We start from the raw sequence: 23483 nt of genomic DNA on the forward strand, positions 1-23483 counted from the left end.
CTTCTTCACTGGAAGCGTTCCGTTAGCTCCCGTAAACAAGTTATTACCGGGTATGTGTTTTGAGGACTAGTGTTCAACGGCGCGAAAAGGATGCTTTTCATCGAGATTAACTGCGGTGCCAACACATCATTTTCAATCGAATCGCCGATATAAACAGCTTCAGTTGCTGGTATTTGGAGTCTTTCTAGTGCGAGTGAGAAAATAGCTGGGTCTGGTTTTTTCAAACCGACTTCCTCTGAGATGAGAATAACATCAAAATAAGGAGCTAGTTGTAAGGCGTTAATCGTCGCGTGTTGAAAAGTTGTTTTTCCGTTTGTTATTAATCCCAGTAGATATCCGCTTTGGCGAAGCGAGGTTAGCACTTCAGTAGCATAAGGAGTCTCGCTACAATGGGAATGAAAAAAAGTGATGTATTCGGTTAACAGCTCACTAGGAGATAGGGGCAGACGGAACTCCTCTTGTAGGGAATGGTAGACCTTATCTTTCCAAATATACCCGTTTTTCTCTAATTGATGAAATCGTTGGATGTATCTTGGGGGAAGACTACTATCAAACGAAAGCAGTTGTTTGTATTGTGCTTCAACAAAAGATGAAATCGAACTTTTTCGATCATGAAGCGTACAATCTAGGTCAAAAAGGATTGCTTTCATAACTTCCTCCTAAATTTTTTGTTATGTATGTTATTTTATCGAGAAAATGGAAAAATAGATAGTAGACATAGTTATAGGTGATAAAGATGATAGGTTGTTTATTAATTCATGGGTTCACAGGTAGTCCTTTTGAAGTAGAGCCTTTAACCACTTTTTTAAGGGAAAACACACCATGGAAAATAGAAGATATTACTTTACCTGGTCATGGAGAGGTACTAGAGCTGAATGGAATTAAAGCAGGAGAATGGTTAACGTGTGCAGAAACAGCGGTACAGACCTTGTTAGAAGAGTGTGACGAAATCTATGTAATCGGTTTTTCAATGGGAGGATTAATTGCCAGTTATTTGGCTGTCCATTACCCCGTTCAAAAGCTGGTCCTCTTAAGTGCTGCCGCTTATTATTTAAATCCCAAGCAACTTCTTTTAGACATGAAAGAAATGATTCAAGATGGTTTAGCTGGAAATCTAAAAACCAACGAATTATTTCAGCGCTATAAGAAGAAAATAAAACACACACCTCTTACCGCAACAATCGAGTTCAGAAAAATGGTATTGAAGGTACGTCCTTTGTTGGAGAAAGTTAGTATTCCAACCTTTATTGCTCAGGGAGAGATAGATGGAGTTGTTCCACCTAAAAGTGCAAATTATTTATATGGGAAAATTAGTTCTAACCGAAAAGAGCTCTTTTTTTCCCCCGTTGCGAAGCATTTGATCTGCCATAGTGAAGATGGAGAAGAGTTATTCCAACGAATTCTCGTTTTTTTAGAGGAATAGTTGGTAAATTACCCTTGTGATTGATATTCAACTTCATTAGTGGTAAGATTAATTTAACATCGTTCGCATTTTTTAGAGCAGACTCTTCTTCGGAAGAGTATATTTTTTTGTGGATAACTAAAAATCCCAACATGCCATATAAGGAAAACACGGATTTCCAATGTGTGATTATTGGCTCGGCTGCGCCGGGTTCTCCCTATTTTCAAAAATGTAAACTATGTCGACTAACATATAGATATGAATGTTTTATAAAAGGAGAATGAAAAATTGACGAAGTTTTCAGATTTACAATTAAGCCCACTAACACTAAAGTCCGTTGAAAGAATGGGTTTTGAAGAAGCAACCCCTATCCAGGCAGGAACAATTCCATTAAGTTTAGAAGGCAGAGATATCATTGGTCAAGCGCAAACAGGAACGGGAAAAACAGCTGCATTTGGTATTCCAATGGTAGAAAAAATCAGTGAAGAAAGCCAAAGTATCCAAGGTCTTATCATTGCACCAACGCGTGAATTAGCTATCCAAGTATCGGAAGAGCTATACAAAATTGGTCAAGATAAACGTATTCGCGTTTTAGCTGTATACGGAGGTCAAGATATTCAACGACAAATTCGTTCCATGAAAAAGCGTCCACATATTATTGTTGGTACGCCAGGACGTTTATTGGATCATATTAACCGCCGCACACTTCGCTTAGATTCTGTTCACTCATTAGTATTAGATGAGGCAGATGAGATGCTAAACATGGGGTTCATCGAGGATATTGAATCGATCCTTAAAAACGTTCCTAAAGAGCGTCAAACACTATTGTTCTCAGCTACCATGCCAGGACCAATTCGCAAAATTGCTGAGAATTTCATGAACAATCCTGAAACAGTAAAAGTGAAGTCAAAAGAAATGACTGTTGAAAATATCGAGCAATATTTTGTTAAAACGCAAGAAAGAGAAAAGTTTGAAACACTTTCTCGTTTGATTGACGTACAATCACCAGATCTTGCAATTGTATTTGGTCGTACGAAGCGTCGTGTTGATGAAGTATCAAAAGCTTTATCTATGCGTGGTTATTCGGCTGAGGGAATTCATGGCGACTTAAGTCAAGCGAAACGTATGTCCGTTCTTCGTCAATTTAAAGAAGGACGCGTTGATGTACTTGTAGCAACTGACGTGGCAGCACGTGGTCTTGATATTTCTGGCGTAACTCATGTGTATAACTATGACATTCCGCAAGACCCTGAGAGCTATGTTCACCGTATTGGTCGTACAGGTCGTGCAGGTAAAGAAGGAATGGCAATGACATTTGTTACACCTCGTGAAATGGGTTATTTACGTATTGTTGAACAAACAACGAAAAAACGTATGATGCCGTTAAAGCCACCAACCCTAAACGAAGCAATGGAAGGGCAACAACGTTTAGCTCTTGAAACAATTGCCGAAAGTATTAAAAGCACAGACGTTCAAGAGTATGCCGCTTTAACGAAAGAGCTTTTCCAAGAATACACACCAGAGCAAATTGGTGCTGTGTTGTTGAAAATGTTAACAAAAGAACCAGATACAACACCTATACAAATTTCTGAGGAGCGCCCTCTACCATCTAGACGTGATGGTCGTGGTGGAGATAAACGTTCTGGAAACAGAAAAGGAAAAGGTGGAAATAGTGGTGGTGGTGCTCGTCGTGGTCGCCCATCTAACACTCGTGACCGCGATAGAGATCGTGATCGCAACCGTGATAAAGATCGTCGTCGCAAAGACTAAATACCGAAAGCTGCTGACTTATGTCGGCAGCTTTTTTTAAACTGGTTTTATGTTATTTAGAATGAACAATGTCTTTTTACTAGAGAAATGAACAAGATGGAAGAAAAACAGTAGATACTTAGTGATTGTCTAGAAAAAATTGCTTTTATCACCAAGTCTGAAAGGTTTTATTAAATGCTCTTTTCTTATATATTGTGGCTATTTCATCTAATTTTTGATGGAAACCCCTATTTCACTGTTGATTTCTATCAAAAACAGACGGATCTAGCTGCAGTGGCTTGCGGCTCGGGGTCAAATGAATAACCCTCCAGCGATGCAGGCATCACCTCCAAGTTCTTCATTTGCCTGACGCCGCAGGGCGAGCCACTTCCGCTTTTCTTGATCTAGCTGCAGTGGCTTGCGGCTCGGGGTCAAATGAATAACTCTCCTGTGATGCAGGCATCACCTCCGAGTTCTTCATTTGCCTGACGCCGCAGGGCAGCCACTTCCGCTTTTCGTGATCTAGCTACAGTGGCTAGGGACTCGGGGCAAAGTTATATCATAGAAAATAAACTGATCCAAAAAGACACAATTTTGCGAAAACAACCTAATAAAAATTAGGGTGGAGACTTTGCACTAAAGCCCTTTGGAAGTGTAAAAATGTAGTTTCTAGATTTTACCCGTTCAAAAAGGGGTGTTCTTTTATGGATATCCAGTGATTTTTCTGTAGAGTCTTCAAATAATTGGGTTCTGAAAGAGTGCTACTGATTGCCATGAAACTAGAAGGATATATTGTTCACTCTCCCTCGTACCCAGCGGAAAATGGGCATCTTGCTCTATTACTTGTCCTAATGATGAACGGTTTTTCGCTGGGCATACTACGAAAAAGGGGGAATTTGATGACGGTTATTCGTTTAGGGTATGTGGCAATGAGTGTTCATTTGCAGAACGCCTCACCTTCACAAACTATGACGTATAAGCAATTTTCCGGGTTAAAGGATCGGGAAGCAGCCATCGAAAAGTTGGAGCGAATTGCGACCTCAAATCTGAGAAATTGTTTACGTCTATTAAAGCACTGTGTCGCAAACGAAATAGAATTTTTTCGATTTAGTTCCAAGTTGATTCCATTAGCTAATCATCCAGAATTAGAAGAGTGGAAATATATGAGGAATTTAAAAGAGCCATTAGACGAGATCGCGCAATTTTTAAGTGAAAATCCTATGAGAGTGGATTTTCATCCGGATCACTTTGTGCTATTGAATTCTGAAAAGGTCGATATTTTAAAAAACAGTCTACGCCAGTTAAAATTACATGAACAACTATTGAAAAGAATGAAAATTGATCCAATCCATCGATGTGTGCTTCATGTGGGAGGAGCTTATGATGATAAAGAAAAAGCGCTAGAACAATTCATTGCGAATTGGGGATTCGTTCCACCAGCTATCCAACAGATGATTATTCTTGAAAATGACGATACCGTTTTTTCAATGACAGATGCCTTATATTTGTGTGAAAAATTAGGAATTCCTCATGTGTTCGATTATCATCATCACCTTGCTTATCACGATGAACCGTGGGAACCACATTGGGAACGGGTTGTGGCTTCGTGGGATCATTCACCTTTGCCACTTAAAATGCATATTTCCTCCCCGCGATCTGACAAAGAGTTCCGCGCGCATGCAGATTATATTGATGTCGACATGTTTTTAACGTTTTTGAAACAAGTAGCAGGATCGGTAGATCAAGTGGACTGTATGATCGAGGCAAAGAAAAAAGATGACGCATTATTTCGTTTAGTTAAAGAGTTAAAGGAAAAGAACTTGTTCACATGGTTGAGTGATTCTTCCTTTACTGTATAAGATTTATGTTTAATATGAGGGATGAAAAGTTTTTCAAAATGTGGGCAGAGAGATTAAAGTAGGTTGTTTTCGCAAAGATTGTGGCTTGTCGGATCAGTTTATTATCTATGATATAACTTTGCCCCGAGTCCCTAGCCATTTTAGATCCGTCCGTTTTTGATAGAAATCAACAGTGAAATGGAGTATTTAGTCAAAAATCAGATAAAATAGCCACAATGTATACGAAAAGAGCCTTATAATAAGAGGGAAACCAATACAGATTCAGTACGTATAAAAGAGAGAAGATTGAGATAAAGGGGGAAAGGGAATGGGATTTAAAGAACCAAACAAAAGGATATCGGAGAAAGCATTGCCAGTGTGGAGGCTCTATGGTTTTTTTCATTCTTTAGTGGTTATCATTTTAGCAATTGCTGCGACGGTATTGACGATTGTATTTAACTGGCCGGTGTGGATTATCGCAATTGCTATATTGTTTTCGTTAATTTATTCGATTGTGTTTATTTATGTTATCCCGGGTATTCGCTGGAAACGCTGGCGGTATGAAGTGCGAGAACAGGAAATTGAGCTTCAACATGGAGTGTTTATTGTGAAGAGGACTCTTATCCCAATGGTTAGAGTACAACATGTGGACACAGCTCAAGGTCCATTATTAAAGAAATACAATCTAGCAACGATTACGATTTCAACAGCCGCTACACCACATGAAATTCCGGCATTAGATGTCTTTGAGGCGGATCAATTACGTCATTCAATTTCCGCGTTAGCAAGGGTGGCGGAAGATGATGTCTAATCCAAAAAGGCTTCATCCCATTGCAGCGGTGGAGAGTTTTATTAAACGATTAAAAGAGATGGTCCTGCCATTTGTATTTCTCTTCTTTATCAACGGGGATAAAAATTCGATATGGGAGTACGTTCCTATCCTTATTATGGGAGTCATTTTAGTAATCTTTCTCGTGATGGGAATTTTGGGATGGGTTCGGTTTACGTATCGTTTAGAAGAAGGGGAGCTACGGATTGAAAACGGTATTTTTGTAAAAAAGAAGCGCTATATCCCGTTTGAACGAATTCAAAGCTTGAATTTTTCGGAAGGAATACTCCAGCGACCTTTTGGGTTAGTGAAAGTCAAAGTCGAGACGGCTGGATCGTCAGGAACGGAAGCAGAAGCAGAACTATCGGCGATTCCGAAAGTAGAAGCAGAAAGACTTCAGCAAACGATTCGAGAGGCAAAAACAAAAAATAAACAAATGGTCTTCTCAGAAGGAGAAGCTTTACCTATTGGTGAAGAAGATGTTAATGAAGTCGTACATCAAATGACTTCACGCGATTTACTTTTAATGGCACTAACGTCAGGAGGAGCAGGAGTACTCATTTCTGGGATTGCGGTAGTGTTATCACAATTTACTGAGTATATTCCTTATCAAGCAATATTTGCGCAAGTAGAAGGAATCATTCGAAATGGCGTTCTTTTTGTCGTAGTATTAATCTTTTTGGTATTACTTGTAGCTTGGCTTCTATCTATCCTGGGTGTTTTTCTTGTTTACGGGAAGTTTAAAGTAGAGAAATCAGCTGATGAAATTATCATCACGAGAGGCATCATTGAGAAAAAGCGCTTAAGCATTCCTTTAAATCGAATTCAAGGGATACGTGTGAGTGAAAATCCTTTGCGACAATGGTTTGGGTTTGCAGCCGTCCATTTGGATAGTGCGGGGGGATCGGTCTTTGATAAGGAAAGTCTGAATATTAAACTGTTTCCATTTATCAAAAAGAATAAGATTGGATCTCTCCTTCAGGTGTTACTTCCAGAATATAACGTTGCTGTTTCATTTCAGCGAGCACCAAAAAAATCGATACGTAGGTATATGATGAGAGAGTCTTGGATGTTTGTGATTCCGACGCTCTTATTGTCCATTATCTTTTTTCCGTTAGGTACTCTTTCTTTGCTGGTTTTTGTTTTCAGTGCTTTTTGGGGCTATTTAAAATACAGATCGGCAGGGTGGAATATAATTGGAAATCAGTTAAGCTTACAATATCGAGTGGTCTCTAAACACACGATGCTTGTTCTAAAAAAACGGATTCAAAGTTTTGAGAGAAAGCAATCTTGGTTGCAAAAGCGGAAGGAACTGAATTCCTTTTCAGTTGTAACTACCTCAGGAGCGGGTCCGAAAGTAGGAACGGTGTATTATATGAATGAACAAGACGGTGAAAAAGTGAGAGTGTGGTATAGTCCTGAAGAGAGAGTGATGAATTCAGATAGTAAATCCGTATATTCCTAAAGGTTTGCCTACTCGGAACTCGGTCTACACGCACCACCTTCCATAAGAAAAAGCCTCGCTGTCTTCAGCGAGGCTTTTTCTTAAAGGCTATCTTCGCAAAGTTTATTGCTTTTCGAACTAGGTTATCACTTGTGATGTAGCTTTGTTTCGGGTCATTTTTTCTTCTGGTCTTGAAAGGTATTGACAGGAAAGTGGGAGGTTCAATGTGGAATGTTGGTAGTTCGATGTGTCTAGCTCCAAGCGCCATCGGCTCGGGGTCATAAGTCAATCCGTCCAAAAGGTCAAAGAGCAACCTTTCAGCCGGCTCGACTTATGCCGGTCGCCGATAATCGGGCGCCTTGCGCATTTCGATGTGTCTAGCTCCAGGCGCCATCCACGTCTTGTGCTTGTTTACGAATTGGACCGTATTCGGGAAAATAACAGATATCCAAGCCCGAACCCACCGAGCAGGCCAAATATATGAGAAATCAAGTTGATATTCGGTTGGAAGACAGATAAGATTAAGCCGATTAAGACAATAGGAACCACAACCTGCTTTAGTTCTTGAGTGACGGTGTTTTTTTGGATTAAGATAAAGGCTAAGTAAGCTCCGAATAGACCGAAAATACTACCGCTTGCTCCCACATGACTATAAGTAGGGGGTGCGAGTAACAGGGTGGCTAAGTTGCCTGTGATTCCCGAGATAACATATAGAACGCTGAATTTCCATTTACCGAAAAACTCTTCAAGTGGTGGAGCAAAAATAATCAGTGCGATGGAATTGAATAATAAATGAGCAAAGCCAAAATGAATAAAGATTGGCGTAATCAGTCGCCACCATTCCCCTTGGAGGATGTATAAATTCACACCTGCGAATTGTTCGTACACCCAGAGATGGGGCAGAAAGGGAATTATGGTTAACAGAAAAATCACCAAGTGAATAGAGACAATGAACGAAATGATTGGATAGGAACGAATATATTGAGAGAAGTTTTCAGAACGAACAAACATACAATCACCTCAACCTTTACTGGCAGTAGTTATTGTATGTACCATACCACACATTTAGAAGGAGGAAAAACGATGATTAAGGGGATAGGACTTGACGTTATTGAATTAAACCGGATAAAACAATTGTTGGATAGACAAGGAAAATTTGTTCATAGAATATTAACTGAGTCGGAAGTGCGAGAGTTTACCTCTTTATCTGAACAGAGAAAAATTGAATACTTTGCTGGTAGGTTTGCGGTGAAGGAAGCTTATGCCAAAGCAAGAGGTACGGGTATTGGTGCAGAATTATCTTTTCAAGATATCGAAATAAATAAAGACCCGAATGGGAGGCCGTATTTGTCTCAGCCAACGACACTAGGTGAAAATGTGCAAATTTCGATAACTCATACGAAACAAAATGCTGCCGCTGTTGTGATCATCGAAACAATGTAGTCTGCTCAATAAAAGGTTGTTTTTAAAAGGCTCTTTTCGTATACATTGTGGCTATTTCATCTGATTATTGATTAAACCGCCCATTTCACTGTTGATTCCCATCAAAAATAGACGAAAGGATGCCCGAAACAAAACGATATCACCATTTATAGACTGGTTCGAAAAGCAACAATCTTTGCGAAAACAACCTTTTGAAATGAGTATCGCTTTTTGCAGCAATACATATTCTCGTAAATAGATCAGCTTCGGGGCATCTGTCTATCTACTTTTTGAACATAATCAATAAGAACAATGGATTTCATGGACAATTAACTTTAGGCTGTCTTCGCATGGATTGTTGCTTTTTGAATTCGTATGTCTAATACAAAGGCTCTTTTCGTATCCATTAAAGGAGAAATTACGGATGGAAATAGCTGAAGCCGGCTGTTTTTCTTGCGGCAATAACCTATACGAATAGAGGCTAAAAATAAAAATAGTCTAAAAGCTCGAGAAGAAAAAATAAGAACTTGTACGCCTCTCATCATAAACCCCATGGTTGTCTCATATATTCATAGTGCAACAGGAGAGACAAGATTGGAGGATAAACAGATGTCGTTGAGCCTCAGACTCCTTCATTAAGAAGGGAACGTGTTGCCGAATAGGATCTCGTTCATCTCTTTATACTTCTGTCCTTTCCTCTCCTTTTTATGTAAATGACAAAAAAGGGGTTGGGAATATGAGAAAAAGTTGGTTCGTGCTTTTGTTTGCCATTGCAATCATGTTAGTCCTTACAGCCTGCGGTGCAAAGTCACAAGAAGATGTGACAAAGGACCTGAGCGCGAAACTGGATGACATGAAAGGGTATAAAGCAACGGCGCAAATGACAGTGCAGGTAGGGAAGGAGCCTCAAACGTATGATGTAGAGGTCTGGCACAATGAACCGGATTTTTACCGAGTTCAATTGAAAAATTCTGAAAAAGAACAAAGTCAAATGATCCTACGTAATGAGGAAGGGGTTTTTGTGTTAACGCCAGCGCTTAATAAAAGCTTCAAGTTTCAAAGTGATTGGCCAGAAAATAGCTCTCAGGCATATTTATACGAGTCTTTAATACAAGATATTCTAGAGGATAAAGAGGCGAAATTCTCAGAAACAGAGGACTATTACGTTTATGAAACAAAAACTCGTTACAAGAATAATCAGATGCTACCAATTCAGGAGATTTCTTTTCATAAAAAGAATTTAGCTCCTGCATCTGTAAAGGTAATGGATTCAGATCGCAATTCACTTGTCACTGTTGAGTTTGCATCAGTAGACTTAAAAGCGAAATTTGATGCTGATTCTTTCGATATGGAAAAAAATATGACAGGTGCTAAATTAGAGATACCGGTGATGGCTGAAGTGTCAGACGCAGAATTCACCGTTCAATATCCGATGGAAATGCCAGGATTAACGCTAGTTGATAAAAAAGAAGTCAAGATTGAAAATGGAAAAAGAGTGGTGTTAACGTATGATGGAGAAAAATCTTATACGTTAATTCAAGAAAAATCCACTGTTATTCCAACCGTGACTGTACCAACCTCTGTAAGTGGCGAAATGGTCGACCTTGGATTCACTATGGGTGCGATGACGGATAATTCTATCTACTGGACCTATGACGGAATTGACTATATGCTCGCTTCGACTGAGTTGTCTCAAGATGAAATGGTCTCGTTAGCTAAATCAGTTCAAGGTACAATGGTGAAATAACAATGGTAACAGGCTCTAAACTAGAGCCTGTTTTTGAGTGTGCTGAACTTGCCCATCATACTGTCTGGAGCAAAAAGGCAAATAGAGTGGAACCATCTAGTTCTCGCTGTTTTGGGGTAACAGTTTAGTAAATCTTATTCATGAGCTATAATGGACAATAATAAGAAAAACACATGAGAGGGATTTATAATCGATTTATCCATAATGTAAAATAGGTCGAAAATGGTAGAAAAGATAAGAGTAGAAGTCAGGGTGAAAACCGTTAAAAATTATTACTCTGTATAAGGTCATGAAAAAGATTAATTTAATCTTCGAAATTTGAAATAGATAGAATGTAAAAGTTAAGGAAGTGACCTGTTTTTGGAAACGCAGACACAGTTTTTTAGAGATACGTGGGTAGAAATTAATTTAGATAAACTTTCCTATAATGTTTCACAATGCAAACGACATTTACCGGAAGGGATAAATATATTTGCGGTGGTAAAAGCGAATGCTTATGGTCATGGCGATTTGCAGACCGCTAAGACCGCGTTAAATTCTGGTGCCCGTGGGTTAGCGGTGGCTTTCCTAGACGAGGCCTTAAGTCTAAGGGAAAATGGAATTACTGCTCCTATTCTCGTCCTTGGAGCAACAAGACCTGAAGATGTACATATTGCTGTTGAGCACGAAATATCTTTAACGGTTTTTAATAAAGAATGGCTAGCTGAAGCGGCCACTTACCTTGAAGAAGAAGAAATTCTCTCCCTCCATGTGAAATGTGATACAGGGATGGGGAGAATAGGTATTCGGTCCGAAGAAGAATTAAAAGAAGTAGAGGAAGCGATTAGCCAAACGAATAAATATATTTTTGAAGGGATCTTTACCCACTTTGCAACCTCGGATGAGACCGAATCCGTATATTTTCACCACCAACTAAAGCGATTTAATCAGTTGATTGAGGTATTAGATATTTCACCTAAATATATACACTCGGCCAACAGTGCTGCTTCGCTTCGGTTTGAGGATTCTTACTATAATACTGTCCGTTTAGGGATTGCAATGTATGGATTGTCTCCTTCACTAGAGATGAAACCTCTTCTTCCTTATAAGCTAAAGCAAGTGTTTTCTCTTCATACTAGAGTTGTACACATAAAGCAACTACCTGCAGGCGAGAAAGTGAGCTACGGAGCGACCTATGAATCGAAAACAGACGAATGGATTGCAACATTACCGATTGGATACGCGGATGGATGGTTAAGGAGGCTTCAAGGGCAAGAGGTATTGATAAATGGAGAAAGAGTGCCAATTGTTGGAAGGATATGTATGGATCAATGCATGATTAAGCTTCCTCGTGAAGTTCCGCTGGGGACAAAAGTTACCTTAATCGGAGAGCAAGGAACGGAGTATATTTCAATAGATGAAGTAGCCCAACAATTGGACACCATCAATTATGAAATTCCATGTCTCATATCTAATCGGGTTCCAAGAATTTATATTCAAAGTGGAGAGCCGATAGAAGTGTCCAATAAATTATTGACTTCAAGTGGATTTCTTAAGGGGTGAACATGAATTTTTTGGGAATTAAAATGATGTCTAGCTCCAGGCGCTATCGGCTCGAGGGCATAAGCCGAAAGTCGTCACGAGGTAAAGTACACCTCAGGTCATTCCTCGTCATGTGCTTGTCGCGAATAAGTCGAAACCTTTCGCTTTTCTTAAAAATTATGTAAACAAGTAAAAAAATGCATAATACAACCTAGTATCTGATAATAATAGAGAGGGTATTTAGACTTGAAAAGAGAATGAGGTTTGTTTCCTGTTCCAACAAAGAAAAGGAAAGGGATGGATGGCGCAATTTTCTAAATAGAAGTTTCACTTTATTTCTACAGGGAGAAATGGTATGATGGGTAGGGAAGTAAAAGAATCGGTACGTATTGATGGTGGAGGTGTCGTTTGTGTCTGAATCCAGCGCAACAACAGAAATCTTAATTCGCTTACCGCAACAGCTACTAACGGAATTAGACGGCTTTGCTGAACTAGAAAATGTTAATCGTAACGAGTTCATCTATCGTGCGACGAAAATGTACTTGCGTGAACGTAAGAAGAGACAAATCCGTGAATCTATGAGACGAGGCTATATGGAAATGGCGAAAATCAATCTAGCTATTGCTTCAGAAGCCATGCAAGCTGAATTTGAGGCAGAACATACTGTAGAACGATTAGTAAGCGGAGGCTAGCCCTTTGATAGTTAAGCGTGGTGACGTGTATTTTGCAGACTTATCCCCTGTTGTTGGTTCTGAGCAAGGCGGTGTACGACCGGTACTAGTCCTGCAAAATGACATTGGGAATCGGTTTAGTCCCACTGTAATCGTTGCTGCCATCACGGCGCAAATTCAGAAAGCAAAACTGCCTACTCATGTTGAGATTGATGCGAAGCGTTACGGTTTTGAAAGAGATTCCGTTATCTTGCTTGAACAATTACGAACGATTGATAAACAACGTTTAACCGATCAAATCACGCATTTAGATGATGAAATGATGGATAAGGTTGATGAAGCATTACAAATTAGTTTAGGACTAATAGAGTTTTAAAGATTCCCGCACCCTTACAATCATGAAGGGTGCTTTTTGTTATTAAAGAAGGGGTAATTCTACGAACTCACTTTTGTGTTAATATAGATGTATATATGCTTACATGAGGTGTGATATTTTAATAAGGGACACCGCTTTGATAAAATAGTATGTTATTAAGATTTATTGTGATGGGCAAAAATAATGAAGTAGATTAGCTCATGAGGAGGAATGGTGAAGCAAATGTATAGCCAAGTGACGAAGTTTTTAGAAAACCATTATGAAGTAATTCAAAAAGATTGGAAGGAACTTATGATCGAAGAAGCGGATGAGCGGTTCGTAAAGGTAATTTCGAATCAAGTGTTCGACAAAACGAGTCATGAGTTCGTTGATCTAGTTATTTCAAATTTAACAGACTTTGACAATCAGTATATAGAGAAATTAAAAGATTTTTCAGAAAAAGTCATCCGGTTAGGTTGGCCCTTAACGATGGTAACGGCAGGTCTTGGTTACTTCCAAAAAATCGTTCTAAAGAGAATGAAAGAAAAGGACGCTGTTGAACCAAGCCGTTTAGATGAATTATCGGAACTGTTAGATCAGTGGACTTCTCCGCTGCTGAAAGAAGTGATACTAAGTTATACCGAAACATGGGAGCGAACGGTTACACTTCAAAAGATTGCGTTACAAGAATTAACAGCACCGCTTATACCAATGTTTGAAAGAGTGTCTGTAATGCCGCTAGTAGGAACTATCGATACAGAGCGAGCAAGATTAATTATGGAAAACCTCTTAAAAGGTGTCGTTGACCACAGAGCTGAAGTGGTGTTGATAGATATTACGGGAGTACCGGTTGTAGATACGATGGTTGCCCACCACATTATCCAAGCAGCAGACGCTGTTCGACTAGTGGGAGCTAAAGCGATGTTGGTAGGTATACGTCCGGAAATTGCTCAAACGATTGTCAATTTAGGAATTGACTTAAATCAGTTTATAACGAAAAGTACGATGCAAAAAGGCGTCGAAGCCGCTTTGGAGTTAACCGGTCGCAAAATTGTCGGGACGGAGGGGTAAGGCATGAGAATACCGATTTTAAAGTTGAAAGACTGTCTATTGGTTTCGATTCAGTGGGAGTTAGACGACAAAACAGCTCTTCAATTTCAAGAAGACTTGCTTCACAAAATTCATGAAACAAGCGCAAGAGGTGTGGTGGTAGATTTAACTTCTATTGATTTCATAGATTCTTTCATTGCTAAAGTTCTCGGAGATGTAATTGATATGTCCAAATTGATGGGGGCGGAAGTTGTGATCACAGGCATTCAGCCAGCTGTTGCGATTACCTTGGTGGAATTAGGTATTCGCCTAAATGATGTTATGACCGCCCTCGATTTGGAAAAAGGCTTGGAGAAACTACAGCAGGAATTGGAGGAATAGCCGCATGGATAGCCAATCCTGTGTAAAGATAATTAATGAGTGGGACATTGTTGCTGCTAGACAGTTAGGTCGAAATGTGGCAAAGGAGCTCGGCTTTGGTACAGTTGACCAAGCGAGAATCACCACTGCGATAAGCGAATTAGCTAGAAATATCTATTTGTATGCAGGGCACGGTCAAATCAGTATTGAAAAGGTATCAGAAGGTATGAATCAAGGGGTAAAGATTTCATCGATTGATGATGGTCCAGGAATAGCGGATATTAGACAAGTAATGGAAGATGGGTATTCTACCTCAGGAGGTCTAGGTGCAGGTTTGCCTGGAGTGAAAAGGCTGATGGATGAATTTTCAATAGAATCAACAACGGGAGAAGGAACGAAGATTCATTCGGTCAAATGGCTCCGTTAAGGATGGGTAAGTATGAAGGTTTTTAGGGATTCGATGGATACAAAATATAGAGAAATCATTCAAAATTATCTTGCTGATCAGTCGGAGTTAGCTCTCTATCAAAGTCAAAAATTCAGTAGGAAATCAATAGAACATAAAATATCTCCAGAAGAAATCATAAATCTTCATAAGTCTGCAGTGCTGGAGCTGTATCCTAACATTTCAAAAGAACTATTGCAATCATTTGATATTTTATTAGAGGTTATGATCGGATATGGCTTTGCCTATAGAGAGCATCAAAGTTTGAGAACGATGCAACAAGAAATCAATAATGAAATAGATATAGCGGCAAATATGCAAAACACTCTGCTTGAAACAAAGATTCCACAAGTGTCTCAGCTTGATATTGGCGCTATTTCTGTTCCGGCGAAGAAGATGAATGGCGATTATTATCACTTTGTCCAAAATGGTGATACATCAGTCAGTGTAGCTATTGCGGACGTTATTGGAAAAGGGATTCCAGCGGCGTTATGTATGTCCATGATTAAGTATGCGATGGACTCTCTTCCGGAAGATCATCATCATCCGCATTTGGTATTGGAAAACCTAAATCGGGTGGTAGAACAAAATGTGGACATTAGCATGTTTATCACGATGTTCTATGGAATGTACCATCTTGAAAATAATGTCTTTTATTTTTCTTCAGCTGGTCATGAACCTGGTTTTCATTATCGAGCGAAAGAACAGTCGTTTGAAGATTTAGAGGCGAAAGGGCTTTTGCTCGGTGTTGATAAAAAAGTGCAATATAAACAATATGAACAAAAGATAGAAAGAAAAGATATGATTATTTTGATGTCAGATGGCGTTACAGAGTGCCGAACAGAAGAAGGGTTTATTGAACGAGATACATTAATATCCTATATCGAGCGCTACCTGGACTTGCCCGCTCAAGATATTGTAAATAACCTATATAAAGATCTCGAGCGATTACAAGATTTTCGACTAAGGGATGATTTTACACTAATCATTTTGAAAAGAATATGAAAAGAAATTGAAATTAATGTTTAATATTTATCATAAAGGGAAGATAACTACTAAAGAATTGTGTGAATGAGGTGAGCTACTTGAATTTAGTTGTCGATAAAAATGTAAATGATGAAATAGTTGATGTTAAAGTTAATGGAGAGATTGATGCTTATACTGCTCCAAAACTCAGGGAAGATTTGCTATTACTTGTGGATCAAAAAGAACAGGTAGTAATGAATGTTGATTTATCTGAAGTAACGTATATGGACAGTACAGGTCTTGGTGTGTTTGTAGGATTGTTCAAACAATTAAAGGCTCAAAATGGTGAATTATATTTAACGGGATTATCAGATAGGCTAAAAAGATTGTTTGAAATTACCGGCCTTTCGGATATTATGAATGTCAATTCTGAGACAAAAGGTGGCGTGGAATAATGGAGTTATTTGACTACATCGAGATGAAAATTCCCGCGAAACCAGAGTTTGTAGGAGTGATTCGATTGACTCTATCGGGAATTGCTAGCCGTATGGGTTTTGCGTATGATTCAATTGAAGATTTGAAAATTGCTTCCAGTGAAGCAATTACAAATGCTGTTCAGCATGCTTATAAAGAAGAAAATAACGGAGAAGTTGTCATCGGATTTGGGCTCTATGAAGACCGATTAGAGGTTATGGTTTCAGATAGCGGTCAGAGCTTTGATTTCAAGAAAACAAAAGAAGAGGTAGGTCCTTATCATGCAGATAATTCTGTGGAGTTCTTAAGAGAAGGAGGACTAGGACTATATCTTATTGAAAGCCTTATGGATGACGTGAAAGTACATCACCAGGCGGGGGTAACTGTCTTTATGACCAAGTACCTTGAAGGAGAGAAGGTGGAGGCAAATGCCAAGACTATCTCAACCTAATCAATCGACGAAAGATCAGGTTCAACAATGGATTAAAGAATTTCAAGAAACAGGAGACGATGAAGCTCAAACTTCTCTTGTTCTTCACTACAATAATCTTGTTCATTCTATTGCTCGAAAATATTCAAAAGGGAAATCCCATCATGAAGATATCGTGCAAGTTGGACTAATGGGTCTTTTAGGTGCGATTCGCCGCTATGATGCTTCGTTTGGAAAGAGTTTTGAAGCATTTGCGATTCCAACGATTGTAGGGGAAATCAAACGATTTCTGCGAGATAAAACCTGGAGTGTTCACGTTCCGCGTCGAATCAAGGAATTAGGTCCTAAAATTAAATCAACTGTCGAGGAATTAACTACTCAGTTGCAGCGTTCGCCGCGTGTTGAAGAAATTGCGGATTTCCTAGAGGTAACAGAAGAAGAGATCCTAGAAGCGATGGAAATGGGGAAAAGCTATCAAGCTTTATCTGTAGACCATTCTATTGAAGCGGATTCCGATGGTAGCACAGTGACGTTATTGGATATTGTCGGAAGTATGGACGAAGGGTATGAAAAAACAGATCAACGTTTAGTGTTAGAAAAAGTACTTCATGTTTTGAGTGAACGTGAAAAACTTATTGTGCAATATACTTATTTGGAGAACCTCAGCCAAAAAGAAGCGGGAGAAAAGTTAGGGATTTCCCAAATGCATATATCTAGATTGCAAAGAAGAGCGATTAAAAAGCTCAGAGAAGCGATAACATCTGAGTCGGAAACTACGGAGAGAATGCTATAATGGCTTTAGTACATTCAAGTGTTGATGTTCATGTTCAGCAATCTTCTAAAAATGAGAATGTTTTTTGTGGGGACAGTTATTTCTTTAAAGAGACAAAAGACTATTTTATATGTGTATTAGCGGATGGACTTGGTAGTGGTGAGTACGCCTATGAATCGTCGAATGCGGTTATTACTTATGTAGAGGAAAATCACGCCCATTCTGTTGATGAATTAATGAAAGAGTCCAATAAGAAAATGGTTCATAAGCGGGGCGCAGCTGTTGCGATACTTAAGGTTGATTTTGTAGAGAAAACCTTTGAATATAGCTGTGTAGGGAATATTCGTTTTTACCTCTATTCACCTCAAGGGAAGCTAACTTATCCATTACCGGTAACAGGTTATTTATCAGGGAGACCGCAAAAATTTAAGACTCAACGGTTTCGTTATGAAGATAAATCAAAATTTTTAATGCATTCAGATGGAATTCAAGTCATGGGAATTAAAGCGTTGATGAATAATCGAGATAATCTATTATCGATTTCGGAGGATATTCTCGAGTTACAAACAGATATTTCAGATGATTCTACGTTCATCATTGGAAGCTTGCTCTCTTGAGGGTGGGCTTTTTGTTTTTTTAAGGATCTTCTCGTATAGGGTGTGCTTAATTTGTGTCATTTTTGATTGGATCCTCCATTTCACTGTGAGTTTTTATCAAAATAGACGAAAGGATGCCTGGAAATCAAGCTATATTCTCGTTTATAGATTGGGTACGAAAAGCGATAAAATTTGAGGAAATAGCCATTTTTGAGAGAATAAAACCAGATTTGAGAAGAAATTTACTTGAGTCTAGATTTTATTGTTTAATTTTTGAGTTTTTTTAGCAGTGATTTTCGCTTTTTTGATCTAGCTGCAGTGGCTAGCAGCTATGGGACAAATAACATCCAACTCCAAAGGTCAGGACCTTCTCTGTTGGATAACATTTGCCCGCCGCTGCTGGGCGAGCCACTTCCGCTTTACGTGATCCAGCTGCAGTGGCTAGGGACTCGGGGGCAAATGAATAATCCTCCAGTGGCTAGGGGGTGTGGTAAAATGGGGTGAAACTTTCATTGGGGTTTTGTTTCATCCTTTCGCGGTGGTCTTTAAGTGGCTGTGTTGAATCTGCTTTTTAGAGGGAGATTCTTGCTTTTTCTTTATGTTAATAAGTTGAACAAGATGGTTTCTCTTACCTGTGCTTTATCTGAATCATAATTAGGGAATAATGTTTGAGTAGAAAGATGAGTGCTACTAATAGTTTGACTTTGAAAAGGTACTGAAAAATATAGGGGGACTATAATCATGAGTGTTGAACTAAAAGAAAAAAATGTAGAATTAATACAGAAAATCAAAAATGAACTAGGTCTTCAAAAAAAGCAAGTGAGTAATGTAATTTCACTTTTATCTGAAGGAAATACAGTGCCATTCATTGCAAGGTATCGAAAAGAAATGACAGATGCTCTCGATGAAGTGCAAATTCGATCAATAATGGATAGACATACATACTTACTAAATTTAGAGCAAAGAAAAACAGAAGTACTTCGGTTGATAGAAGAACAGGGAAAACTTACGGAGAAGCTGGCACAAAGTATTCAGTTCGCCGATAAATTACAACTAATTGAGGATATTTACCGACCGTATAAACAAAAGCGAAGAACAAAAGCGACTGTTGCAAAAGAAAAAGGGCTAGAACCTTTTGCGGATTGGTTGCTAAACTTCCCAACCGTATCAATTGAGAAGGAAGCGCAAGTCTATCTTTCTGAAGAAAAAGAGATTTCTCACGTTCAAGATGTTATTAATGGATCGAAAGACATAATCGCTGAAAAAGTGTCTGATACGGCAAGTTACCGAGAGTGGATCAGAAAAGAAACGTTTCGAAGAGGAATTGTCTTAGCCTCCTCGAAAAATGAAGAGAAGGATGAGAAAAAAGTATTTGAAATGTACTATCAATACGAGGAGCCAATTTTAAAGATTGTTCCACACCGTATTCTTGCGATGAATCGTGGAGAAAAAGAAGAGATCCTTAAGGTTGTTGTTCAGCCCCCCGTCGATGTGATTCTATCCTATCTTAAGAGACAGGTAATAAAAACGGAAAACTCAACATCTGTAACTATTATCTCGGAAGCCATTGAAGATTCATACAAGCGTCTGATACAACCGTCAATTGAACGTGAGATTCGGAATGAACTGACCGAGAAAGCCGAAGACCAAGCGATACATATTTTTTCGGAAAACCTAAAGAATCTATTGCTTCAACCTCCACTAAAAGGAAAAATAGTGTTAGGTGTAGATCCAGCCTATCGAACAGGCTGTAAGTTAGCTGTTGTAGATGATACAGGAAAAGTACTAGCCATTGATGTGATTTATCCGCACCCGCCAAAACCTAAGAGAGAGGATGCCGAAAGAAAAGTTGCGGATATGCTGAAGGCTTTTAATGTGGAAATTGTCGCTATCGGAAACGGAACAGCGTCCAGAGAAACAGAACAATTTATTGTGGACCTATTAAAGGCTGTTTCTTCAAATGTTTCGTACTTGATTGTCAATGAGGCGGGAGCCAGTGTATACTCGGCATCAGAATTAGCTCGCGAGGAATTCCCACATTTACAAGTAGAAGAGAGAAGTGCTGTTTCAATAGCAAGAAGATTACAGGATCCTCTCGCAGAATTGGTGAAAATTGATCCCAAATCGGTAGGAGTAGGTCAATACCAGCACGATGTTTCGCAAAAAAAACTAAATGAGTCTTTAAATTTTGTTGTGGAAACAGCAGTAAATCGAGTAGGGGTTAATGTAAATACAGCTTCATCATCATTGCTTCAGTATGTAGCGGGCTTATCAAAAACCGTAGCCAACAATATTGTGAAGAAAAGAGAAGAAGAGGGACGTTTTGCGAGTAGGAAGGAACTGAAAACCATTCCAAGACTAGGTGCGAAGACGTATGAGCAATGTATTGGGTTTTTACGTATTTTAGAAGGAGAAGAACCGCTTGATAATACATCAATCCACCCTGAAAACTATAAAAAAGTAAAAGACTTATTGCAAGACCTTAAGCTCTCGTCCTCCATGTTAGGTAGTCAAAAACTTCGTGAAGCATTAGGAACCGTGAATTTGATGGAAAAAGGCGAAAAGCTAGATATAGGAGAGTTAACATTACTAGACATAAGGGAGTCTCTTGTTCAACCGGGTAGAGACCCGCGAGATGACTTGCCGCAACCGTTATTGAAAAAAGATGTCTTGAAAATGGAAGATTTGCTAACAGGAATGGAATTGCAGGGAACTGTTCGTAATGTTGTAGACTTTGGAGCATTCGTTGATATAGGTGTTAAACAAGATGGGCTTGTGCATATTTCAAAGTTAAAAAGAGGCTTCGTTAAACACCCTCTAGATGTCGTATCTCTGGGTGATGTTGTGACCGTATGGGTGGAAAGTATCGATGTACAAAAAGGAAGAGTGTCATTAACGATGCTTTCTCCAATAGAGAAATGAATTCTGTGAAAACACTGCTTATGAGCGGTGTTTTTTTCTGTAAAAAAACCAACATTGATTCAATAATTTAATTTGGTAGTGGTCTTTTTCGAGGAAGGCTCGTTTCATTTGGTTTTGAAGCCAATTCGGCATTGAGATACCTCCTTAACTGAAGTCAGTTAGACAGATTTATCTTATTTTATGCTATAATAGCTTGTCATGTTCTAAGAGAAAGGGCAGAATTCCGATGAGAAATGAGGAACTTCAAAAAACGGTAGAAAAAATATCGATTGATTTGTTTGGGAAGCCGTTTAAACATAAAGCGTATTTCAACTTGAGGCTAAGAACAACAGGTGGACGCTACTTATTAAGGGAACATCATATTGAGCTAAATAGGAAGTATTATGATGAGTTAGGTCATAAGGAATTAATCGGTATCATTAAGCATGAGTTATGTCACTATCACTTACATCTTGAGGGGAAAGGATATAGGCACAAGGACCAAGATTTTAAATCTCTAATGAAAAAAGTTGATGCTCCGAGGCATTGTGCTGTTCTTCCTTCATATAATCGTTCTGAAAGGAAAGTGGAATATCGGTATCGGTGTGAAAAATGCGGACTAAATTATTATCGTAAGAAAAAAATGAATACAACCAAGTATGTCTGTGGGCGTTGTAAGGGGAGTATTGTATTTTTAGGAAAAAAGTGATTTATCAATTTTTCATTTTGTATGGCTTGACAGATTATATGAAATTTCATATAATCTACATTGTTGATGTCAAACATTAGACTATTCCGCAGTAGCTCAGTGGTAGAGCTATCGGCTGTTAACCGATCGGTCGCAAGTTCGAATCTTGCCTGCGGAGCCATTTTTATTTGGGGAAGTACTCAAGTGGCTGAAGAGGCGCCCCTGCTAAGGGTGTAGGTCGCGCAAGCGGCGCGAGGGTTCAAATCCCTCCTTCTCCGCCAGGTCTTTTTTTATTTTGGCCCGTTGGTCAAGCGGTTAAGACACCGCCCTTTCACGGCGGTATCACGGGTTCGATTCCCGTACGGGTCATCTAGTGTTGAGGAAGCCTAATTTTCTCGTAGCTTGTATTGGGGTATAGAAAGATAGTATGCCTGTGGTAGAAGAGATGGATGTCATTGAATCTCTGAAAATCTGGTGTGAATTTTTTTTGAAATAAGCGTTGACTAACATCGAGACAATGTGTTAAGATAGTTCTTGTCGCTGTTGAGAGACGGTGAAGTAATATTCGTTAACAGTGGGCTATAGCCAAGCGGTAAGGCAACGGATTTTGATTCCGTCATGCGCCGGTTCGAATCCAGCTAGCCCAGCCATAACGAGCCATTAGCTCAGTTGGTAGAGCATCTGACTTTTAATCAGAGGGTCGAAGGTTCGAATCCTTCATGGCTCACCAAAGATTTTTGCAAAGTAGAAGATCTCACCATGTAGGTTTGATCGGAATGCGAAGCGGAAAATCTAATATCATATTAAGCGGGTGTGGCGGAATTGGCAGACGCACTAGACTTAGGATCTAGCGCCGCAAGGCGTGGGGGTTCGACTCCCTTCACCCGCATTGTTTTCTTTTTTAAAAAAGTATTGACAAAACAATGAGTTGAAGATATGATTAATACTTGTTGCTTCATTGCTTATGACGCGGTCGTGGCGGAATGGCAGACGCGCTAGGTTGAGGGCCTAGTGGGGGATAACCCCGTGGAGGTTCGACTCCTCTCGGCCGCACCAAGATATTTCACTTTAATATGCGCCCGTAGCTCAATTGGATAGAGCGTTTGACTACGGATCAAAAGGTTAGGGGTTCGACTCCTCTCGGGCGCGCCATTAGTACCATCAAAAAGCTCTACAACATGCTATGACGGTAATGTTAAAACTAACGGGAAGTAGCTCAGCTTGGTAGAGCACTTGGTTTGGGACCAAGGGGTCGCAGGTTCGAATCCTGTCTTCCCGACCATCTTCTTTTAATAAATGCGGGTGTAGTTTAGTGGTAAAACCTCAGCCTTCCAAGCTGATGATGTGAGTTCGATTCTCATCACCCGCTCCAATTTTTGATTGAACTTTGAAAACTGAAAAGACGAAACGTCAACGTTAATTTAAACGTAAGAACTTGATTCTTACAAAAATGTTTTATGAGCAAGTCAAACTTAACTTTTATGGAGAGTTTGATCCTGGCTCAGGACGAACGCTGGCGGCGTGCCTAATACATGCAAGTCGAGCGAACAATAAGGAGCTTGCTCCTTATTGTTAGCGGCGGACGGGTGAGTAACACGTGGGCAACCTACCTTTAAGACTGGGATAACTCCGGGAAACCGGAGCTAATACCGGATAATTCATTTTGCTTCATGGCGAGGTGTTGAAAGATGGCTTCGGCTATCACTTATAGATGGGCCCGCGGCGCATTAGCTAGTTGGTGAGGTAACGGCTCACCAAGGCCACGATGCGTAGCCGACCTGAGAGGGTGATCGGCCACACTGGGACTGAGACACGGCCCAGAC

At 39.5% G+C, this 23483-nt stretch carries 24 protein-coding genes, 10 tRNA genes and 1 rRNA gene; 31 read left to right on the forward strand and 4 right to left on the reverse strand.

Annotated features, from left to right (window positions below; all coding sequences use genetic code 11):
* Positions 1-5 precede the first annotated feature (5 nt).
* Positions 6-650, reverse strand: coding sequence for an HAD family hydrolase (locus U8D43_RS16875; protein WP_335872362.1), 645 nt, complete (start codon positions 648-650; stop codon positions 6-8).
* 86 nt (positions 651-736) lie between these two features.
* Between U8D43_RS16875 and U8D43_RS16880 the strand changes: the two genes are divergently transcribed.
* Positions 737-1423 (forward strand): alpha/beta hydrolase, encoded by a 687-nt coding sequence (locus U8D43_RS16880; RefSeq protein WP_335872363.1) that lies wholly within the window; start codon positions 737-739, stop codon positions 1421-1423.
* A 267-nt stretch (positions 1424-1690) separates the two neighbouring features.
* Positions 1691-3172 carry a degradosome RNA helicase CshA gene (gene cshA / locus U8D43_RS16885; protein ID WP_335872364.1) on the forward strand — a complete coding sequence of 494 codons (1482 nt, stop codon included), beginning with the start codon at positions 1691-1693 and terminating at the stop codon, positions 3170-3172.
* Positions 3173-3509: 337 nt separating this feature from the next.
* On the opposite strand, the gene U8D43_RS16890 is transcribed toward cshA, so the two are convergent.
* The gene (locus U8D43_RS16890) at positions 3510-3632 is read right to left on the reverse strand and encodes a hypothetical protein (protein ID WP_335872365.1); all 123 of its coding nucleotides are present in this window, start codon (positions 3630-3632) and stop codon (positions 3510-3512) included.
* 418 nt (positions 3633-4050) lie between these two features.
* On the opposite strand from U8D43_RS16890, the gene uvsE reads away from it, so the two are divergent.
* From uvsE to U8D43_RS16905, 3 genes are all read left to right on the forward strand, one after another.
* The gene (uvsE, locus tag U8D43_RS16895; protein WP_335872383.1) at positions 4051-5010 is read left to right on the forward strand and encodes a UV DNA damage repair endonuclease UvsE; all 960 of its coding nucleotides are present in this window, start codon (positions 4051-4053) and stop codon (positions 5008-5010) included.
* A gap of 307 nt (positions 5011-5317) precedes the next feature.
* Positions 5318-5800, forward strand: coding sequence for a PH domain-containing protein (locus U8D43_RS16900; RefSeq protein ID WP_335872366.1), 483 nt, complete (start codon positions 5318-5320; stop codon positions 5798-5800).
* A complete protein-coding gene (locus tag U8D43_RS16905; protein WP_335872367.1) occupies positions 5793-7283 on the forward strand; it encodes a PH domain-containing protein in 1491 nt (496 codons plus the stop codon). Before U8D43_RS16900 ends, U8D43_RS16905 begins: the two co-directional genes overlap by 8 nt.
* Before the next feature lie 390 nt (positions 7284-7673).
* Here the strand turns inward: U8D43_RS16905 and U8D43_RS16910 are convergent, their stop codons facing one another.
* On the reverse strand, positions 7674-8273 hold the full coding sequence (locus U8D43_RS16910) for a rhomboid family intramembrane serine protease (protein WP_335872368.1): 600 nt from the start codon (positions 8271-8273) through the stop codon (positions 7674-7676).
* Positions 8274-8345: 72 nt separating this feature from the next.
* Between U8D43_RS16910 and acpS the strand changes: the two genes are divergently transcribed.
* The 14 genes from acpS (at position 8346) to U8D43_RS16980 (ending at position 20993) form a co-directional block, all read left to right on the forward strand.
* Complete coding sequence (acpS, locus tag U8D43_RS16915) at positions 8346-8705, forward strand: holo-ACP synthase (protein ID WP_335872369.1); 360 nt, start codon at positions 8346-8348, stop codon at positions 8703-8705.
* A gap of 715 nt (positions 8706-9420) precedes the next feature.
* The gene (locus U8D43_RS16920; RefSeq protein WP_335872370.1) at positions 9421-10431 is read left to right on the forward strand and encodes a LolA family protein; all 1011 of its coding nucleotides are present in this window, start codon (positions 9421-9423) and stop codon (positions 10429-10431) included.
* A 360-nt stretch (positions 10432-10791) separates the two neighbouring features.
* A complete protein-coding gene (gene alr, locus U8D43_RS16925) occupies positions 10792-11973 on the forward strand; it encodes an alanine racemase (RefSeq protein WP_335872371.1) in 1182 nt (393 codons plus the stop codon).
* Between the two features lie 389 nt (positions 11974-12362).
* Positions 12363-12644, forward strand: coding sequence for a CopG family ribbon-helix-helix protein (locus U8D43_RS16930; protein ID WP_335872372.1), 282 nt, complete (start codon positions 12363-12365; stop codon positions 12642-12644).
* A gap of 4 nt (positions 12645-12648) precedes the next feature.
* The gene (gene ndoA / locus U8D43_RS16935; RefSeq protein ID WP_335872373.1) at positions 12649-12999 is read left to right on the forward strand and encodes a type II toxin-antitoxin system endoribonuclease NdoA; all 351 of its coding nucleotides are present in this window, start codon (positions 12649-12651) and stop codon (positions 12997-12999) included.
* Positions 13000-13209: 210 nt separating this feature from the next.
* Positions 13210-14049, forward strand: a complete 840-nt coding sequence (gene rsbRA, locus U8D43_RS16940; RefSeq protein WP_442893627.1) for an RsbT co-antagonist protein RsbRA — start codon at positions 13210-13212, stop codon at positions 14047-14049.
* A gap of 3 nt (positions 14050-14052) precedes the next feature.
* Entirely contained in the window at positions 14053-14409 is a 357-nt protein-coding gene (locus U8D43_RS16945; protein ID WP_335872374.1) for an STAS domain-containing protein, read from the forward strand.
* Positions 14410-14413: 4 nt separating this feature from the next.
* Positions 14414-14815 (forward strand): anti-sigma regulatory factor, encoded by a 402-nt coding sequence (locus U8D43_RS16950; RefSeq protein WP_335872375.1) that lies wholly within the window; start codon positions 14414-14416, stop codon positions 14813-14815.
* Between the two features lie 12 nt (positions 14816-14827).
* Positions 14828-15838, forward strand: coding sequence for a PP2C family protein-serine/threonine phosphatase (locus tag U8D43_RS16955; RefSeq protein ID WP_335872376.1), 1011 nt, complete (start codon positions 14828-14830; stop codon positions 15836-15838).
* A gap of 80 nt (positions 15839-15918) precedes the next feature.
* Entirely contained in the window at positions 15919-16254 is a 336-nt protein-coding gene (locus U8D43_RS16960; RefSeq protein WP_335872377.1) for an anti-sigma factor antagonist, read from the forward strand.
* Positions 16254-16724: an anti-sigma B factor RsbW gene (gene rsbW / locus U8D43_RS16965; RefSeq protein ID WP_442893628.1), complete on the forward strand. Its 471-nt coding sequence runs from the start codon at positions 16254-16256 to the stop codon at positions 16722-16724. The genes U8D43_RS16960 and rsbW overlap by 1 nt, the downstream gene beginning before the upstream one ends.
* Positions 16702-17496 carry an RNA polymerase sigma factor SigB gene (gene sigB, locus U8D43_RS16970; RefSeq protein WP_335872378.1) on the forward strand — a complete coding sequence of 265 codons (795 nt, stop codon included), beginning with the start codon at positions 16702-16704 and terminating at the stop codon, positions 17494-17496. Before rsbW ends, sigB begins: the two co-directional genes overlap by 23 nt.
* Entirely contained in the window at positions 17496-18092 is a 597-nt protein-coding gene (locus U8D43_RS16975; RefSeq protein WP_335872379.1) for a PP2C family serine/threonine-protein phosphatase, read from the forward strand. Before sigB ends, U8D43_RS16975 begins: the two co-directional genes overlap by 1 nt.
* Positions 18093-18812: 720 nt before the next feature.
* A complete protein-coding gene (locus U8D43_RS16980; RefSeq protein ID WP_335872380.1) occupies positions 18813-20993 on the forward strand; it encodes a Tex family protein in 2181 nt (726 codons plus the stop codon).
* 18 nt (positions 20994-21011) lie between these two features.
* On the opposite strand, the gene cmpA is transcribed toward U8D43_RS16980, so the two are convergent.
* On the reverse strand, positions 21012-21125 hold the full coding sequence (gene cmpA, locus U8D43_RS16985; protein WP_335872381.1) for a cortex morphogenetic protein CmpA: 114 nt from the start codon (positions 21123-21125) through the stop codon (positions 21012-21014).
* 94 nt (positions 21126-21219) lie between these two features.
* On the opposite strand from cmpA, the gene U8D43_RS16990 reads away from it, so the two are divergent.
* The 12 genes from U8D43_RS16990 to U8D43_RS17045 all read left to right on the forward strand — a co-directional run.
* The gene (locus U8D43_RS16990; protein ID WP_335872382.1) at positions 21220-21681 is read left to right on the forward strand and encodes a SprT family protein; all 462 of its coding nucleotides are present in this window, start codon (positions 21220-21222) and stop codon (positions 21679-21681) included.
* Between the two features lie 85 nt (positions 21682-21766).
* A tRNA-Asn gene (locus tag U8D43_RS16995) sits at positions 21767-21841 on the forward strand.
* Between the two features lie 9 nt (positions 21842-21850).
* A tRNA-Ser gene (locus U8D43_RS17000) sits at positions 21851-21941 on the forward strand.
* Positions 21942-21957: 16 nt separating this feature from the next.
* Positions 21958-22029 (forward strand) — tRNA-Glu (locus U8D43_RS17005).
* 206 nt (positions 22030-22235) lie between these two features.
* Positions 22236-22310: transfer RNA gene (locus U8D43_RS17010), tRNA-Gln, on the forward strand.
* 4 nt (positions 22311-22314) lie between these two features.
* Positions 22315-22390 (forward strand) — tRNA-Lys (locus tag U8D43_RS17015).
* A gap of 77 nt (positions 22391-22467) precedes the next feature.
* Positions 22468-22549 (forward strand) — tRNA-Leu (locus U8D43_RS17020).
* Positions 22550-22629: 80 nt separating this feature from the next.
* Positions 22630-22716: transfer RNA gene (locus tag U8D43_RS17025), tRNA-Leu, on the forward strand.
* A 19-nt stretch (positions 22717-22735) separates the two neighbouring features.
* A tRNA-Arg gene (locus U8D43_RS17030) sits at positions 22736-22812 on the forward strand.
* 53 nt (positions 22813-22865) lie between these two features.
* Positions 22866-22942: transfer RNA gene (locus U8D43_RS17035), tRNA-Pro, on the forward strand.
* Between the two features lie 16 nt (positions 22943-22958).
* Positions 22959-23032, forward strand: a tRNA-Gly gene (locus tag U8D43_RS17040).
* Positions 23033-23138: 106 nt separating this feature from the next.
* A 16S ribosomal RNA gene (locus U8D43_RS17045) occupies positions 23139-23483 on the forward strand; the annotation flags it as partial.

The sequence above is a fragment of the Bacillus sp. 2205SS5-2 genome, assembly GCF_037024155.1.
In the GTDB taxonomy this organism is placed as follows: Bacteria; Bacillota; Bacilli; order Bacillales; family Bacillaceae_K; genus Bacillus_CI.